The 14,281-nt window shown below is 67.3% G+C and carries 13 protein-coding genes; 6 read left to right on the top strand and 7 right to left on the bottom strand.

All coding sequences use genetic code 11. From position 1 onward, the window contains the following. The 6 genes from U6958_RS09575 to U6958_RS09550 all read left to right on the top strand — a co-directional run bounded on the left by U6958_RS09575 (nt 1) and on the right by U6958_RS09550 (nt 7,975). A complete protein-coding gene (locus tag U6958_RS09575) occupies nt 1-2,568 on the top strand; it encodes an FtsX-like permease family protein (protein WP_074921021.1) in 2,568 nt (855 codons plus the stop codon). Between the two features lie 198 nt (nt 2,569-2,766). Next, nucleotides 2,767-3,465 carry an IPTL-CTERM sorting domain-containing protein gene (locus tag U6958_RS09570; protein WP_016447689.1) on the top strand — a complete coding sequence of 233 codons (699 nt, stop codon included), beginning with the start codon at nt 2,767-2,769 and terminating at the stop codon, nt 3,463-3,465. Nucleotides 3,466-4,345: 880 nt separating this feature from the next. Beyond that, the gene (locus tag U6958_RS09565) at nt 4,346-4,669 is read left to right on the top strand and encodes a hypothetical protein (protein ID WP_082254695.1); all 324 of its coding nucleotides are present in this window, start codon (nt 4,346-4,348) and stop codon (nt 4,667-4,669) included. A 7-nt stretch (nt 4,670-4,676) separates the two neighbouring features. Beyond that, nucleotides 4,677-5,765: a glycosyltransferase gene (locus U6958_RS09560; RefSeq protein WP_074921023.1), complete on the top strand. Its 1,089-nt coding sequence runs from the start codon at nt 4,677-4,679 to the stop codon at nt 5,763-5,765. Between the two features lie 26 nt (nt 5,766-5,791). Then, the gene (locus U6958_RS09555) at nt 5,792-6,859 is read left to right on the top strand and encodes a PLP-dependent cysteine synthase family protein (protein WP_016447693.1); all 1,068 of its coding nucleotides are present in this window, start codon (nt 5,792-5,794) and stop codon (nt 6,857-6,859) included. Between the two features lie 3 nt (nt 6,860-6,862). Next, nucleotides 6,863-7,975 carry a lipocalin-like domain-containing protein gene (locus U6958_RS09550; protein ID WP_074921024.1) on the top strand — a complete coding sequence of 371 codons (1,113 nt, stop codon included), beginning with the start codon at nt 6,863-6,865 and terminating at the stop codon, nt 7,973-7,975. 62 nt (nt 7,976-8,037) lie between these two features. Here the strand turns inward: U6958_RS09550 and U6958_RS09545 are convergent, their stop codons facing one another. The 7 genes from U6958_RS09545 to U6958_RS09515 form a co-directional block, all read right to left on the bottom strand. Continuing rightward, a complete protein-coding gene (locus U6958_RS09545) occupies nt 8,038-9,036 on the bottom strand; it encodes a branched-chain amino acid ABC transporter permease (RefSeq protein WP_016447695.1) in 999 nt (332 codons plus the stop codon). Between the two features lie 27 nt (nt 9,037-9,063). Then, nucleotides 9,064-9,948, bottom strand: coding sequence for a branched-chain amino acid ABC transporter permease (locus U6958_RS09540; RefSeq protein WP_012206960.1), 885 nt, complete (start codon nt 9,946-9,948; stop codon nt 9,064-9,066). 57 nt (nt 9,949-10,005) lie between these two features. Further along, on the bottom strand, nt 10,006-11,202 hold the full coding sequence (locus tag U6958_RS09535; RefSeq protein ID WP_016447696.1) for an ABC transporter substrate-binding protein: 1,197 nt from the start codon (nt 11,200-11,202) through the stop codon (nt 10,006-10,008). Nucleotides 11,203-11,302: 100 nt separating this feature from the next. Then, nucleotides 11,303-12,013 (bottom strand): ABC transporter ATP-binding protein, encoded by a 711-nt coding sequence (locus U6958_RS09530; RefSeq protein ID WP_016447697.1) that lies wholly within the window; start codon nt 12,011-12,013, stop codon nt 11,303-11,305. Between the two features lies 1 nt (nt 12,014). Then, nucleotides 12,015-12,785, bottom strand: a complete 771-nt coding sequence (locus U6958_RS09525) for an ABC transporter ATP-binding protein (protein WP_016447698.1) — start codon at nt 12,783-12,785, stop codon at nt 12,015-12,017. 613 nt (nt 12,786-13,398) lie between these two features. Beyond that, nucleotides 13,399-13,908, bottom strand: coding sequence for a DUF1178 family protein (locus U6958_RS09520; RefSeq protein WP_034363788.1), 510 nt, complete (start codon nt 13,906-13,908; stop codon nt 13,399-13,401). A 38-nt stretch (nt 13,909-13,946) separates the two neighbouring features. Continuing rightward, nucleotides 13,947-14,252, bottom strand: coding sequence for a DUF2818 family protein (locus U6958_RS09515; protein WP_016447700.1), 306 nt, complete (start codon nt 14,250-14,252; stop codon nt 13,947-13,949). Between the last annotated feature and the right edge of the window lie 29 nt (nt 14,253-14,281).

The following is a 14,281-nucleotide window of genomic DNA, read 5'->3' as shown; positions in this document are numbered from 1 at the left end:
ATGCTCGCCCTGCTTCGCACCTTTTCCTGGCAGGAGCTGCGCCAGCATCCCTGGCGCACGGCCACCGCCCTGGTGGCCATCATGCTGGGCGTGGCCCTGGGCTTTGCCGTGCATGTGATCAACCAGTCCGCGCTCGATGAGTTCTCGCGCGCCGTGCGCACGGTCAGCGGCCAGCCGGACCTGGAGCTGCGTGCCATGCAGGGTGGCTTGCCCGAATCCCTGTATGGCCGTGTTGCGCAGCAGCCCCAGGTCAGCCTGGCCGCACCCTGGATCGAAGCCACGGCCCTGGCCGGCACCGCCACGCCGGTGCAGTTGCGCGTGCTGGGCGGCGATGCGCTGCGGCTGGGGCCCGTGGCGCCTGCGCTCATGCCCCGGCTGTTCGATGGCGGCGGGCGGCTGGACCTGTTCGCGCCCGATGCGGTCTTCCTCAATGCAACGGCACTCGAAGCCCTGGGCCTGACGCCGGAGCAGGCGCGGCACACACCCCTGCCATGGCAACTGGGCGAGCGCGCGCAGACCCTGCGCATCGCGGGCACGGTCGCCGCATCCGGCCCGCCGCTGGCCGTGATGGACATCGGTGCGCTGCAGGACAGCCTGCAGCGCTGGGGTCAGGTGGACCGCATCGATGTGCTGCTGGCCGAAGGCGCCACGCGCGAGTCCCTGCTGGCCGAACTGCGCCGCCTGCCCGACTGGCCCGCCCAGGCCCTGGCCGGCCGCCCCGGCGACGACCAGCAGCGCATTGCCGAGATGTCGCGCGCCTACCGCGTCAACCTCACGGTGCTGGCCCTGGTGGCGCTGTTCACGGGGGCGTTCCTGGTGTTCTCGGTGCTGGCGCTCAGCGTGGCCCAGCGCGCGCCGCAGTTCGCCCTGCTGGCCGTGCTGGGACTGACACCGCGCCAGCGCCTGGGCCTGGTGCTGCTGGAGTCGCTGCTGCTGGGCATGGTGGGCAGCGCGGCCGGCATTGCGCTGGGTGCGGGACTGGCCTGGCTGGCCCTGCACCTGCTGGGCGGTGACCTGGGCGGCGGCTACTTTGCCGGCGTGCAGCCTGCACTGCAGTGGAGCGCCGGCGCCGCGCTGACCTTTGGCCTGCTGGGCGTGGCCGCCACCGTGGCTGGCGGCTGGTGGCCGGCGCGCCAGGCCATGGAGTTGCCGCCCGCCGCCACGCTCAAGGGCCAGGGCGCGGGCTCCGAACGCGCGGCGCGCGGCCTGCCGGCCCTGCTGCTGATGACGGCCAGCGTGGCCCTGGCCTTTGTGCCGCCCGTGGCCGGCATTCCCCTGGCCGCCTATGCCGCCGTGGCCCTGCTGCTGCTGGGCGGCATGGCCGCCCTGCCCTGGCTGCTGGGCCAACTGTTGCGCCTGGTGCCGCAATCGCTGCTGCGCCAGCCGCTGGCCCTGCTGCCCGTGGAGCGCGCACGGCGCATGCGCCGCAGCACCACCGTGGCGGTGGGCGGCGTAGTGGCCAGCCTGAGCCTGGCCGTGGCGCTGACCGTGATGGTGGCCAGCTTCAGGGACAGCATGATCGCCTGGCTGGACGCCGTGCTGCCCGCCCCGCTGTACCTGCGCACGGCCGGCAGCGCAGGCCGTGCCGATGCCGCGCCCCTGCCCGCCGATCTGGCCGCGCGCATTGCCGCCCTGCCTGGCGTGCAGCGCGCCCAGCCCATGCGCAGCACCAGCCTGTGGCTCAGCCCGGATCGCCCCGCCGTCAGCCTGCTGCTGCGTCCGCTGCATGGCCCCCAGGGCCAGCAGTTGCCGTGGATACAAGGCCCCGTGCAAGCGCCCGCTGGCAGCACGCCCGTCTATGTCAGTGAAGCCGTGGCCCAACTCTATGGCGTGCGGCCCGGCCAGGAGTGGCCGCTGCTGGCCCAGGCCCTGCCGTCGGAAGATTCCCGCGTGTTTGTGGCCGGCATCTGGCGCGACTATGTGCGCCAGTTCGGCGCTATCGCCATGGACTGGGACGACTACCAACGGCTTGCCGACGGCAGCGCCCCCACCACAGGCCCCACCGAAATCGCCATCTGGCCGGACGGCGACGACACGGCCACGGAGCAGCAGTTGCAGGCACACATCCAGTCGCTGATGGCCGGGCCGGGCGCCGCGCAGGCACTGGAGTTCGCCAGCAGCGGCGCGCTGCGCGAGCGCTCCATGCGCATCTTCGACCGCAGCTTTGCCGTGACCTACTGGCTGCAGGCCGTGGCCATCGGCATCGGCCTGTTCGGCATCGCGGCCAGCTTCAGCGCCCAGGTGCTGGCGCGGCGCAAGGAATTCGGCCTGCTCGCCCACCTGGGCCTGACGCGGCGCGACATCCTGGCCGTGGTGGCCGGCGAAGGCATGGCCTGGACCACGGCCGGCGCCATCGCCGGCAGCCTGCTGGGCCTGGGCGTTGCCGTGATCCTGGTGCATGTGGTGAATCCGCAAAGCTTTCACTGGACCATGGAGCTGTCCCTGCCGTGGTCCCGCCTTTTGGCGCTGGCTGCCAGCGTGATCGCAGCAGGCACGCTGACGGCCTGGCTGGCCGGGCGTGCGGCTGCAGGGCGCGAGGCGGTGCTGGCGGTCAAGGAGGATTGGTAAACCCCATCCCTCCGCGCAAACCGATAGCCTGCAAAAAATGAAAACGCATAATCAATTGTTAATTTTTCTTACAAGAGAATCATTTTCTATCTGATCATTCGCCCGACTTCGGCAGTGCTGCGCCCTATCCACGGGGGGTGCCTGCCTCTACAAAAATCAGACAGGCGCATTGCCGTCTGTACGCGGGAGATCGGACTCATGGCAGGTTTCGGAAAACGTTGGGCTGCGTCGCTGGCCCTGGGCGCGGCAATGTGCGGCTCGGCCTGGGGGCAGATTGTCTTTCCTCCAGGCTCCAGCATCGATCTGGCTGGCGGTTCGTTCAATTCGTTTTGCGTCCCCGTTTCGATGGGCGGGGAACTGGCCCTGGGCACGGGCACCTTCGATTCGGGGTCCTTTGCCTTTGACGCGGGCTCCACGGTGACCGGCACGGGCGGCCAGCTCAACATCGGCGGCGACCTGACGAGCGCGGCGGCACTGAATCTCGGCACCAGCAGCGTTGTGCTTTCAGACACCTGTGCACCCGGAACGACCCTGACACTCAGCGGCAATATCGTCGTGAAGGATCTGACACTGATCAGCACCGGCCCGACACCCCCGACCATCGTTCTTCCCGCAGGTACCAACCTCACCGTGCTGGGCACGCTCACGCTGGGCTCTCCCGGCAAGCCGGTGGTGCTGACCTCGTCCGGTCCCGGCACTGCCGTGGTCACGCTGGGCCCCTTGGCCACAGTGTCCAACCCCAGCGGAAGCGGGATCCCTGGCAACGTGCAGATTGGCGCACCGGTGGTGGTGGCTCCAGCCAGCATCCCCACGCTCAGCACCTACGGGCTGATGCTGATGAGCCTGCTGCTCGGCGGCATGGCCCTGCACCGCCAGCGCCGCGCAACACGCCTCTGAGCAGGCCGGGCGCCCCGGCATCCGGCCCCTGGGCCGGCCCATTCTTCTTCCATCCTGGCGCCCGCCACGCGGGTGCCGGCTTTCCGCGCGTATTCATCCAAGCAGCATCTGAACCATGGACCGTCGCAACTTCCCCATCCCTCCCCGCCTTCTCTGGTCGCTGTGCATCAGCGCGGGAATCTTCAGCCCGGCAGCCCATGCCGCCGACGTGAGCATCACTATGCCGGCCGGTGGCAATTTCGTGATCAAGAATTCTGCGGGGGCCGAACGCTTGCGGGTACAGAACACAGGGGAGGTGCTGGTACCAGCCCTGCCTGCCGATGCAGCCACTGGCAACCAGCTGCTGTGCGTTGACGGCGCCACGGGGCAATTGGTGCATTGCGCGCCGGGTGTGGGCGGCGGGGCAACTGGCGCTACGGGAGCCACAGGTGCGACCGGCGCCACAGGGGCAACAGGCCCAGCAGGCGTGACCGGCGCCACGGGGGTGGCTGGACCGACAGGCGCAACGGGAGTCACTGGTCCGACTGGGGCCACCGGTGCGGGCACCCCAGGCACCACGGGTTCGACGGGGGCCACTGGCGCGACTGGACCCACCGGACCTACAGGGGCCACGGGTGCAACCGGCCCGACGGGCCCGACCGGCATGACAGGGGCTACGGGCGTGACAGGGGCCCAGGGTGACACAGGTCCCACAGGGCCCCAGGGCGCGCAAGGCATTCAGGGAATCCAGGGCATCCAGGGCGTGACGGGTGCCACAGGAGCTGGACTTCAAGGCCCCACAGGCCCTGCAGGAGTCCAGGGGCCTGCAGGCTCGGGTGGGTTTTTCCAGACGTATACAACTCCTGCCCGCGGCAACAGCGCTGGCAACGGCACAATTTATTTGTTTGCCAACGGCGGCGGTAACACATTCGAGACCGATGCGCAGCGCATGGTACACACCTCATGCACCAATGCGTCATTGCGCGCCATGCTGACAGAGAACAGGGCGTTGAGCCTGACGCTGCAGCTGCGTCGAGGCGTGAACGAGAACTTCTCCAATGTGTCGGGCGTGCCAATCTGTACGCTTTCCAATGCCAACCCCACATGTGATGTGTCCGGCCCCGCCACTTACGCACCAGGCGACACCATGACTGTGCAGTTGGTTGGCACCCAGGCCTTCAATACGGCGGTTACCGGTTTGATCGTGGTGGCCTCCTGCCAGTGAGCTCGCTATGCGACCTGCGCGCCGCGTCCATATCTGCCTGAACATGATCGTCAAGAACGAGGCCCCGGTGATCGCGCGTTGCCTGGCCTCGGTCAAGCCGTGGGTGGACCATTGGGTGATCGTGGACACGGGCTCCAGCGATGGCACGCAGGACCTGGTGCGCCAGTGCATGGAGGGCATACCCGGCAGCCTGCACGAGCGGCCCTGGGTGGACTTCGCCCACAACCGCAACGAGGCGCTGGAGCTGGCGCGGCCGCACGGTGACTACCTGCTGTTCATCGATGCCGACGAGCAGCTGCGCGTGCCCGAAGGCTTTGCATGGCCGGCGCTGGAGGCGGACGGCTGCATGCTGTCCTGCCACATGGCGGGCACCGAATACCAGCGCAATGCGCTGATCGCCACGCGCGTGGACTGGCGCTGGGAAGGCGTGCTGCACGAGTACCTGACCGCCCCGGCGCACCAGGCCTGGCAGATGCTGGCGGGGCCGTACATCGATGTCTCGCACGACGGCGCGCGGGCGCGGGACCCGCAGACCTACCTGCGCGACATCGCCGTGCTCGAGAAGGCCGTGCGCGAGCAGCCCGGCAACACGCGCAACGTGTTTTATCTGGCGCAAAGCCACCGCGACGCGGGCCAGATCGAGTCCAGCCTGCATTGGTACCGGCAGCGCGCCGCCATGGGCGGCTGGGCCGAGGAGCAGTGGTTTGCGCTGTTCCAGATCGGCGTGCTGCTGGAGCGCTCGGGCGCCGAGCCGGCCGCCGTGCGCGAGGCCTATCTCACCGCCTATGCCGCGCGACCGCAGCGGGCCGAGCCCCTGTGCGAGCTGGCGCGCTACCACCGCGAGCGGTCCGAGTTCGCCCTGGCCTGCCTCTATGCGCGCCAGGCCGCCGCGCTGCCGCGCCCGGCCGAGGACATCCTGTTCATCGACGCCCAGGTTTATGCCTGGCGCGCACTGGACGAGCTGGCCGTCAGCGCCTTCTACACCCCGCTGCGCGACCTGGGCCGCGCCGCGCTGCAGCAGTTGCTGGCCGAACGCCGCTACCCTGCCAGCGAGCAGGCACGCATCGAGGCCAATCGCCCCTTCTATGGCCTGTAGCCGCCTGGGCCGGGCAGCCTGCGACAATGGCCGCCATGCCGCACACCACCTCCCCCTGGCTGCATGAAGCCATCAACCGCATCGAGGCCGACTACCAGCGCAGTGCCGACACGCACCTGATACCGCTGCCCCTGCCCGGCTTTGCCGGCCTGGGGATCGATCTCTACCTCAAGGACGAATCCACCCATCCCACGGGCAGCCTCAAGCACCGGCTGGCGCGCTCGCTGTTTCTCTATGCGCTGTGCAATGGCTGGGTGCACGAGGGATCGACCATCGTCGAGGCATCGAGCGGCTCCACGGCCGTGAGCGAGGCCTACTTCGCGCGCCTGCTGGGCCTGCCCTTCGTGGCCGTGATGCCGCGCAGCACCTCGGTGGAGAAGATTGCACTGATCGAGTTCTACGGCGGCCGCTGCCATCTGGTGGACAGCGCCGCCCAGGTCTATGACGAGGCACGCGCCGTGGCCGCGCAGGCCGGCGGCCACTACATGGACCAGTTCACCTATGCCGAGCGCGCCACCGACTGGCGTGGCAACAACAATATTGCGGAGAGCATGTTCACCCAGATGCGGCGCGAGCGCCATGCCGTGCCGCGCTGGATCGTGGTGGGCGCGGGCACGGGCGGCACCAGTGCCACCATCGGCCGCTACGTGCGTTTCCAGCGCCATGCCACGGGCATCTGCGTGGCCGACCCCGAGGGCTCGGTGTTCGCCGCCTACCACCGCACGGGCGATGCCACCCTCACCGCGCCGGGCTCGCGCATCGAGGGCATAGGCCGCCCGCGCGTGGAGCCCAGCTTCGTGCGCACGCTGGTGGACCGCATGGAGGAAGTGGCGGACTGCGATTCCCTGGCCGCCATGCGCAGCCTGTCCGCACTGCTGGGCCGGCGCGTGGGGCCGTCCACCGGCACCAACTACGTGGCCATGCTCAGGCTGGCCAGCGAGATGCGCCAGCGCGGCGAGCAGGGCTCCATTCTTTCGCTGCTGTGCGATGCGGGCGAGCGCTACCTGCCCACCTACCATGATGCGGACTGGGTGATGCAGCGCATCGGCGACTGCGGGCCGGCCCAGGCGCGCATCGCGCAGCTGCAAGGCTGATCCATGATGCCCCTGCCCCGCCGCCATCTTCTGGGCCTGGCTGCCGGCCTGGGCCTGGGGGCGGCAGGACTGCCCGCCCAGGCACTGCCGCCACGCACGCTGGTCTTCCCGCGCGACCACGGCAGCCACCCCGGGCTGCGCACCGAGTGGTGGTACATCACCGGCCAGGCACGCGCAGCGGGCCGGGCATGGGGTTTCCAGATCACCTTCTTCCGGTCGCGCGTACAGGCCACGCAGGAGCTGCGCTCCGCCTTTGCGGCGCGCCAGCTGCTGTTTGCCCATGCGGCGCTGTGCGATGTGCAGGGCGCCCGCCTGCACCACGACCAGCGCATTGCGCGCGCAGGCTTGGGCATTGCCCAGGCCAGCGAGACCGATGCCGACGTGCGGCTGCAGGACTGGTCGCTGGCCCGCACCGATGAAGGCGCTGCCGAGCGCTATACCACGCGCCTGCGCAGCAGCACATTCGCCCTGGACCTGCGCTTTGACACCCACCTGCCCCCCTTGCTGCAGGGCCGCGCCGGCCTGTCGCGCAAGGGTCCCGAACCCGATCAGGCCAGCTACTACTACAGCCGCCCGCAGCTGCAGGTGAGCGGTACGCTGGAGCTGGCAGGCCAGCGCATGGCGATAGAAGCCGCACGCGAGCCCGGCGACAACCGCGCCTGGCTGGACCATGAATGGAGCCAGGCCCTGCTGCACCCCGAGGCCGTGGGCTGGGACTGGATAGGCATGAACCTGTTCGACGGCGGCGCGCTCACGGCCTTTCGCGTGCGACGGGCGGATGGCAGCGCGTTGTGGGCCGGCGGCTCGCTGCGCGGTGTGGATGGCACGCTGCAGGTCTTCGCCCACGATGCAGTGCAGTTCACGCCGCTGCGCCACTGGAGCAGCCCTGCCAGCGGAGCTCGCTACCCCGTGCAATGGCAGGTGGACACGCCCGCAGGCCGCTTCACCGTGAACGCCCTGGTCGATGACCAGGAGCTGGACAGCAGCGCCTCCACCGGCGCCATCTACTGGGAGGGCCTGTGCCGCCTGCAAAAGCCCACCGGCCCGGGCCAGGAGGCGCGAGCCGGTCAGGGATACCTGGAGATGACGGGCTACGCCCGGCCGCTGCAGTTGTAGCTATGGCAGTCAACAGCATGGGCACGTAGCCCCCCCCCCTTGAAACCGTCCCAACCCGGCTCTCAAGGGGTACGCTTTTTCTGCAGCCGGACGATCAGCTCGCCCATGATGCCCTTGCGGAACAGCAGCACGCAGACCACGAAGATCAGGCCCGTGACGATGGTCACCGACTCGCCCAGCGTGGAGAACCACTCCACGCCCGTGAGGCGCTGCAGGAAGAGGCCGAACTCGCCGATCTTGTTTTCCAGCATGACCACCACGGCCGATCCCAGGATGGGGCCGGACAGCGTGCCCAGGCCGCCCATCAGCGTCATCAGGATCACGTGGCCGGAGGTGGTCCAGTGCACATCCGACAGCGTGGCAAAGCCCAGCACCACGGTCTTGAGCGAACCGGCCAGGCCCGTGAGCGCGGCCGAGATCACGAAGGCCAGCAGCTTGAAGCGCGCCACGTCGTAGCCCAGCGAGGTCGCGCGCGGCTCGTTCTCCTTGATGGCCTTGAGCACCTGGCCGAAGGGCGAGTGGATGGTGCGCACGATCAGCAGGAAGGCCAGGACCACGATGACCAGCGTGACGTAGTACATGGTCATGTCGCTGGCCAGGTCGATGAGGCCGAACAGCTTGCCGCGCGGCACGCCCTGCAGCCCGTCCTCGCCGCCCGTGAAGGGCGCCTGCAGGCACACGAAGAACAGCATCTGGGCCAGCGCCAGCGTGATCATGGAAAAGTAGATGCCCTGGCGGCGGATGGCCAGCCAGCCGAAGATCAGCCCCAGCAGCGCGCCGCCGGCCGTGCCGGCCAGCATGGCCAGCTCGGGCGTGAAGCCCCAGCCCTTGATGGCGTAGCCCGTCACATAGGCCGCGCCGCCCAGGAAGGCCGCGTGGCCGAAGGACAGCAGGCCCGTGTAGCCCAGCAGCAGGTTGAAGGCCGAGGCGAACAGTGCGAAGCACATGAGCTTCATCACGAACACCGGATACGCGCCCAGCAGGGGCGCCGCCAGCAGGCCCAGCAGCAGCAGGCCATAGCCCCAGGGGGCAATGCGTTGAACGAGAGTCTTGGATTTCATGTGGTCGGCCCCTTGTCCTCGTTCTTGTTATTTCTCTTTGCCGAACAGGCCGGCGGGGCGGATGAGCAAAACGATGACCATGATGAAGAACACCACGGTGGACGATGCCTCGGGCCAGAAGACCTTGGTCAGGCCCTCGATCACCCCCAGGCCCAGGCCGGTGAGGATGGAGCCCATGATGGAGCCCATGCCTCCGATCACCACCACGGCGAAGACCACGATGATGAGGTTCTGCCCCATCAGCGGCGTGACCTGGTAGACGGGCGCCGCCAGCACGCCGGCAAACGCCGCCAGCGCCGCGCCGAAGGCATAGGTCAGCGTGATCATCACGGGCACGTTGACGCCGAAGGCCTCGACCAGGCGCGGGTTCTCGGTGCCGGCCCGCAGGTAGGCGCCAATGCGCGTCTTCTCGATCATGAACCAGGTGGCCACGCAGACCACGATGGAGGCGAGCACTACCCATGCGCGGTAGTTGGGCAGGATCATGAAGCCCAGGTTGGTCGCGCCCTCCAGCAGCTCGGGCGTGTCATAGCCCAGCCCCGAGACGCCGTAGACCGAGCGGAACAGGCCCTCGATCAGCAGCGACAGGCCCAGCGTCAGCAACAGGCCGTAGAGATGGTCGAGCTTGTAGATCCAGCGCAACAGGAAGCGCTCGATCAGCACCCCCAGCAGGCCCACCAGCAGCGGCGACAGCACCAGCATCACCCAGTAGTTGATGTTGAAGTAGCTCATGGCCATCCAGGTGACCATGGCGCCCAGCATGAACAACGCGCCGTGGGCGAAGTTGATCACGTTGAGCAGGCCGAAGATCACCGCCAGCCCCAGGCTGAGGATGGCGTAGAACGAGCCGTTGACCAGCCCCAGAAGGAGCTGGCTCATCAGGCCTGGCAGGGAAACACCAAAGATTTCCATGGGATGCAGCTGTCGTGGTTGGCCGGGTGGCGGTTGGGGGTCAGTGGCGGGGCGGCGTTACTTCCACAGCGCGCACTTGGTCTCGGCCTTGGTGGTCCAGACCTGGTCGGCGGGCAGCGTGGCCACGACCTTCAGGTAGTCCCAGGGCTTCTTGGACTCGGCGGGCTTCTTGACCTCGACCAGGTACATGTCGTGGGCAAAGGTGCCGTCGGGACGGATCGAGCCCTTGCCGTAGAAGTCGTCGATGGGCGTGCTCTTGAGATGGGCCATGACCTTGTCGGCATCCGTGGACTTCACGGCCTGCACGGCCTTGAGGTAGCTGGTCACGGCCGAGTAGTCGGCGGCCTGGATGGAGGTGGGCATGCGCTTGGTCTTGGCAAAGAAGCGCTCGGCGAACTTGCGCGCCGCGTCGTTCTGGTCCCAGTACCAGCTGGTGGTGAACTGCATGCCTTCGGTGTTCTTCAGGCCCAGGCTGTGGATGTCGGTCAGGAACACCAGCAGGCCCACGGTCTTCATGCTCTTGTTGATGCCGAATTCCTTGGCCGCCTTGATGGCGTTGATGGTGTCGCCACCGGCATTGGCCAGGCCCAGGATCTGGGCCTTGGAGGCCTGCGCCTGCAGCAGGAAGGACGAGAAGTCCGAGGCGTTGAGCGGATGCTTGACGCCGCCCACCACCTTGCCGCCCTTGGCCTTGATCACCGCCGTGGTGTCGTTCTCCAGCGCGTGGCCGAAGGCGTAGTCTGCCGTCAGGAAGAACCAGTCCTTGCCGCCGCGCTCCACCACGGCCGTGCCCGTGCCCTTGGCCAGGGCCACGGTGTCATAGGCGTAGTGCACGGTGTAGGGATTGCACTGCTCGTTGGTCAGCGCCGACGAGCCTGCGCCGCTGTTGAAGTGCACGCGCTTTTTCTCATTGGCCACCTGCGAGACCGCCAGGGCCGTGCCGGAGTTGGTGCCGCTGAACACCAGCGAGATACCTTGCGTGTCCACCCACTCGCGCACCTTGGAGGCGGCGATGTCGGCCTTGTTCTGGTGGTCGGCGCTCAGCAGCTCGATGGGCTGGCCCAGCACCTTGCCGCCGAAGTCATCGATGGCCATCTGCATGGCGGTGACGGCGTTCTTGCCTTCCACGTCCGCATACAGGCTGGACATGTCGGTCACGAAGCCGATCTTCACCTTCTCCTGTGCCATGGCAAGCGGGCTGGCCAGGCCGGCGGCGGCCAGCATGCACGACAGTGCGGTCAGTTTTGCTTTCATTGGTGTCTCCTTCGCGTTGATGTCTTGGGTTTTTTGTCACAGGGCCATGGCAGGAATGCAGCCGGCGAGCCCCAGGCGCCAGCCACGATGGATATCCGGGTCAGACTCCGAGCAGTTCGTTGAGCACGGGCATCTTGGCCTGCAGCTCGGCCGCGCCGAAACGCTCGACCACATGGCCGTGCTCGACCACGTAGAAGCGGTCGGCCAGCGGCGCCGCGAAGTGGAAGTTCTGCTCCACCATCACCACGGTGTAGCCCTTGGTGCGCAGCATGGTGATCATGCGGGCCAGCGCCTGCACGATGACGGGGGCCAGGCCTTCGGAGATCTCGTCGAGCAGCAGCAGCCGCGCGCCGGTACGCAAAATGCGCGCCACCGCCAGCATCTGCTGCTCGCCGCCCGACAGGCGCGTGCCCTGGCTGTGGCGGCGCTCGGCCAGGTTGGGGAACATGGCGTAGATCTCGTCCACGCTCATGCCCTGCTGGCCGGTCTTGAGCGGCGGCGGCAGCATCAGGTTCTCCTCGCACGAGAGGCTGGAGAAGATGCCGCGCTCTTCCGGGCAGTAGCCCACGCCCAGGTGGGCAATGCGGTGCGTGGGCAGGTGGATGGCCTCCACGCCATTGATCCTGATCGAGCCCTTGCGCGCGCCCGTCAGCCCCATGATGGCGCGCAGCGTGGACGTGCGGCCCGCGCCGTTGCGCCCCAGCAGCGTGACTACCTCGCCGGGCTGGACCACCAGGTCCATGCCGTGCAGCACATGGGATTCGCCATACCAGGCCTGCAGGCCCTTGATTTCCAATGCCGGTGCAGTCATCTCAATGCGCTCCCTGCAACTGGCCGTCGGTGGTGCCCATATACGCTTCCATCACTTGCGGGTTGCGCGAAACTTCCTCGTATGGCCCCTCGGCCAGCACGGCGCCGCGCTGCAGCACCGTGATGCGGTCGGCGATGGTGGAGATCACCTTCATGTTGTGCTCCACCATGAGAATCGTGCGGCCTGCCGAGACCTTCTTGATCAGCTGGGTCACGCGGTCCACGTCTTCGTGGCCCATGCCCTGGGTGGGCTCGTCCAGCAGCATCAGCTCGGGCTCCATGGCCAGAGTGGTGGCGATCTCCAGCGCGCGCTTGCGGCCATAGGGCAGGTTGACGGTGACCTCGTCGGCCAGGTCCTGCAGGCCGACTTCGGACAGCAGCTGCATGGCGCGGTCATTGAGCATGGACAGGCTTTTTTCGCTGCGCCAGAAATGGAACTCGGTGCCCAGCTTGCGCTGCAGGCCGATGCGCACGTTCTCCAGCAGCGTGCAATGCGGGAAGACGGCCGAGATCTGGAAGGACCGGATCACGCCACGGCGCGCGATCTGCGCCGGCGCCTCCTGCGTGATGTCCTCGCCATTGAAACGGATGGTGCCGGAGGTGGGCTCCAGGAACTTGGTCAGCAGATTGAAGCAGGTGGTCTTGCCTGCGCCATTGGGGCCGATCAAGGCATGGATGGAGCCGCGGCGCACCGAAAGGTCCACCTTGCTCACCGCCGTAAATCCCTTGAACTCTTTGGTCAGGTTCCGGGTTTCGAGAATAACGTCGCTCATGTGCGCTTCGCCTGCTCCGTTGATGCTGCCAGCCGCCAACGCGTCGCCAGAGGCTCTGGTGGGCGTTGTGCAGGGTCGGACGCATCGTAGGCTTGCCGACGTTGTGCACCGCAGCGGGAAAACGCCTACGTAGGTGCTCCTAAGCACAGGCCCTGCCCCGCACTGCAGCATGGCGCATCAAGACGAGTCGCCGCAAAAACAAGAAGCAACCACTCACACTTGAAATAATCAAGCAGTCACGGGGCTGCAAGGCGCCGCGGCTGCAGGCGGGCCCTAGGGTTCTCCATCACCTCGGCCCGGCAACGCCCAAGCGGAAGGCCAGAGCGCTTCCAAAGAGATAGCAAACTACCCTTTTTGCGGCTTGGCAGACAGCGACCAATGTCTGCTGCCTTACGGGAAACACCCAGGTGGGCAATCTCCCTGTGGCCTGCTCAGTCACTATGCGAAAAGCCGCGGATATGCTTGGGTTTGTCGCCCCATCAATTGAATGGCGACAAAGCGACTCAAAGCGCTATTCAATTAATAGCACCAGGTGGTTGCCTGGCATGGGAATTGGTGATCGATCACCATGAGCGCAATTGTCGCCGCCAAGACAGCATGTGCCCGGAGCAAGTTACTGCAGCGTTTCCTTGCTGCCTTGCGGCAAGGCCAATGGAACCACGGCAATGCCTTCGTCCAGCAATTGCATGGCCTGCTCGGGACTGGCCTTGCCGCGGATGGCGCGCTCTTCGGTCTCGCCATAGTGCATGCGGCGGGCTTCATCGGCAAAGCGTTCGCCCACGTCCTCGGTCTGCTGCGCGACCTTGCGCGACCACTGCAGCCAGGCGGCCTGCATGGCCTGCAATTGCTCACGCGCCTGGGGCGGCATGGCCGTTGAAGCAGCGGCTGCCGCGCTGGCGGCCGAGGCGGCTGCAGCAGGCTCTGCCGCCGCCGCCGGGGGCAAGCTTGCAGGCTTGGCGCCAAGATTGATGCGGGGGGCGCTCAGGCGCTTGGTGATGTCGCTGTGGCCGCAGACGGGGCACAGCACCAGCTGGCGCTGCAGCTGGCTCTGGAAATCCTCTTCCGAGGCGAACCAGCCCTCGAAGAGGTGGCCCTGCGGGCAATGGAGGTCGAGCACTTTCATCGCGCACCCTCATCCATGAAGCAACCGGCACCGCGGCCTCAGCCGCGGCGGTGAATCAGGAAACGATAGACGAAACCCGGGAATGCCAGTGTCAGGAACAACGCCCCCGTGATGGCATAGAACTCCCAGCCCTGGGGTGCAATCTGCCCCACGCGGCGCTCCAGCAGCAGCGCCACGCCGCCGACGATGAAGTACAGCAGCACCATCTCCAGCAGGCACAGGGCCAGCGGCTTGCGCTGGGTGCGCAGCGGCCCCAGCTGCAGCCAGCGGGGGTTGAAGAAAGGCAAATTGGCTGCCACAAGGGCAGCCAATATCACGAGCCAGATCGAAGCGGTTTGCGACAAGCCGATGTCCTCACCGCAGGGCCTTGCGC

The organism is Delftia lacustris (assembly GCF_040267515.1).
Taxonomy (GTDB): Bacteria; Pseudomonadota; Gammaproteobacteria; order Burkholderiales; family Burkholderiaceae_C; genus Comamonas; species Comamonas tsuruhatensis.
The sequence above is the reverse complement of the archived record's forward strand: the minus strand, read 5'-3'. Positions and strand labels throughout refer to the sequence as shown.

Coding starts and splice junctions, on each gene's coding strand:
- U6958_RS09575 (WP_074921021.1), top strand. CDS start 1: ATGCTCGCCCTGCTTCGCACCTTTTCCTGGCAGGAGCTGCGCCAGCAT.
- U6958_RS09540 (WP_012206960.1), bottom strand. CDS start 9,948: ATGGAAATCTTTGGTGTTTCCCTGCCAGGCCTGATGAGCCAGCTCCTT.
- U6958_RS09570 (WP_016447689.1), top strand. CDS start 2,767: ATGGCAGGTTTCGGAAAACGTTGGGCTGCGTCGCTGGCCCTGGGCGCG.
- U6958_RS09550 (WP_074921024.1), top strand. CDS start 6,863: ATGATGCCCCTGCCCCGCCGCCATCTTCTGGGCCTGGCTGCCGGCCTG.
- U6958_RS09560 (WP_074921023.1), top strand. CDS start 4,677: ATGCGACCTGCGCGCCGCGTCCATATCTGCCTGAACATGATCGTCAAG.
- U6958_RS09530 (WP_016447697.1), bottom strand. CDS start 12,013: ATGACTGCACCGGCATTGGAAATCAAGGGCCTGCAGGCCTGGTATGGC.
- U6958_RS09545 (WP_016447695.1), bottom strand. CDS start 9,036: ATGAAATCCAAGACTCTCGTTCAACGCATTGCCCCCTGGGGCTATGGC.
- U6958_RS09535 (WP_016447696.1), bottom strand. CDS start 11,202: ATGAAAGCAAAACTGACCGCACTGTCGTGCATGCTGGCCGCCGCCGGC.
- U6958_RS09520 (WP_034363788.1), bottom strand. CDS start 13,908: ATGAAAGTGCTCGACCTCCATTGCCCGCAGGGCCACCTCTTCGAGGGC.
- U6958_RS09555 (WP_016447693.1), top strand. CDS start 5,792: ATGGCCGCCATGCCGCACACCACCTCCCCCTGGCTGCATGAAGCCATC.
- U6958_RS09525 (WP_016447698.1), bottom strand. CDS start 12,785: ATGAGCGACGTTATTCTCGAAACCCGGAACCTGACCAAAGAGTTCAAG.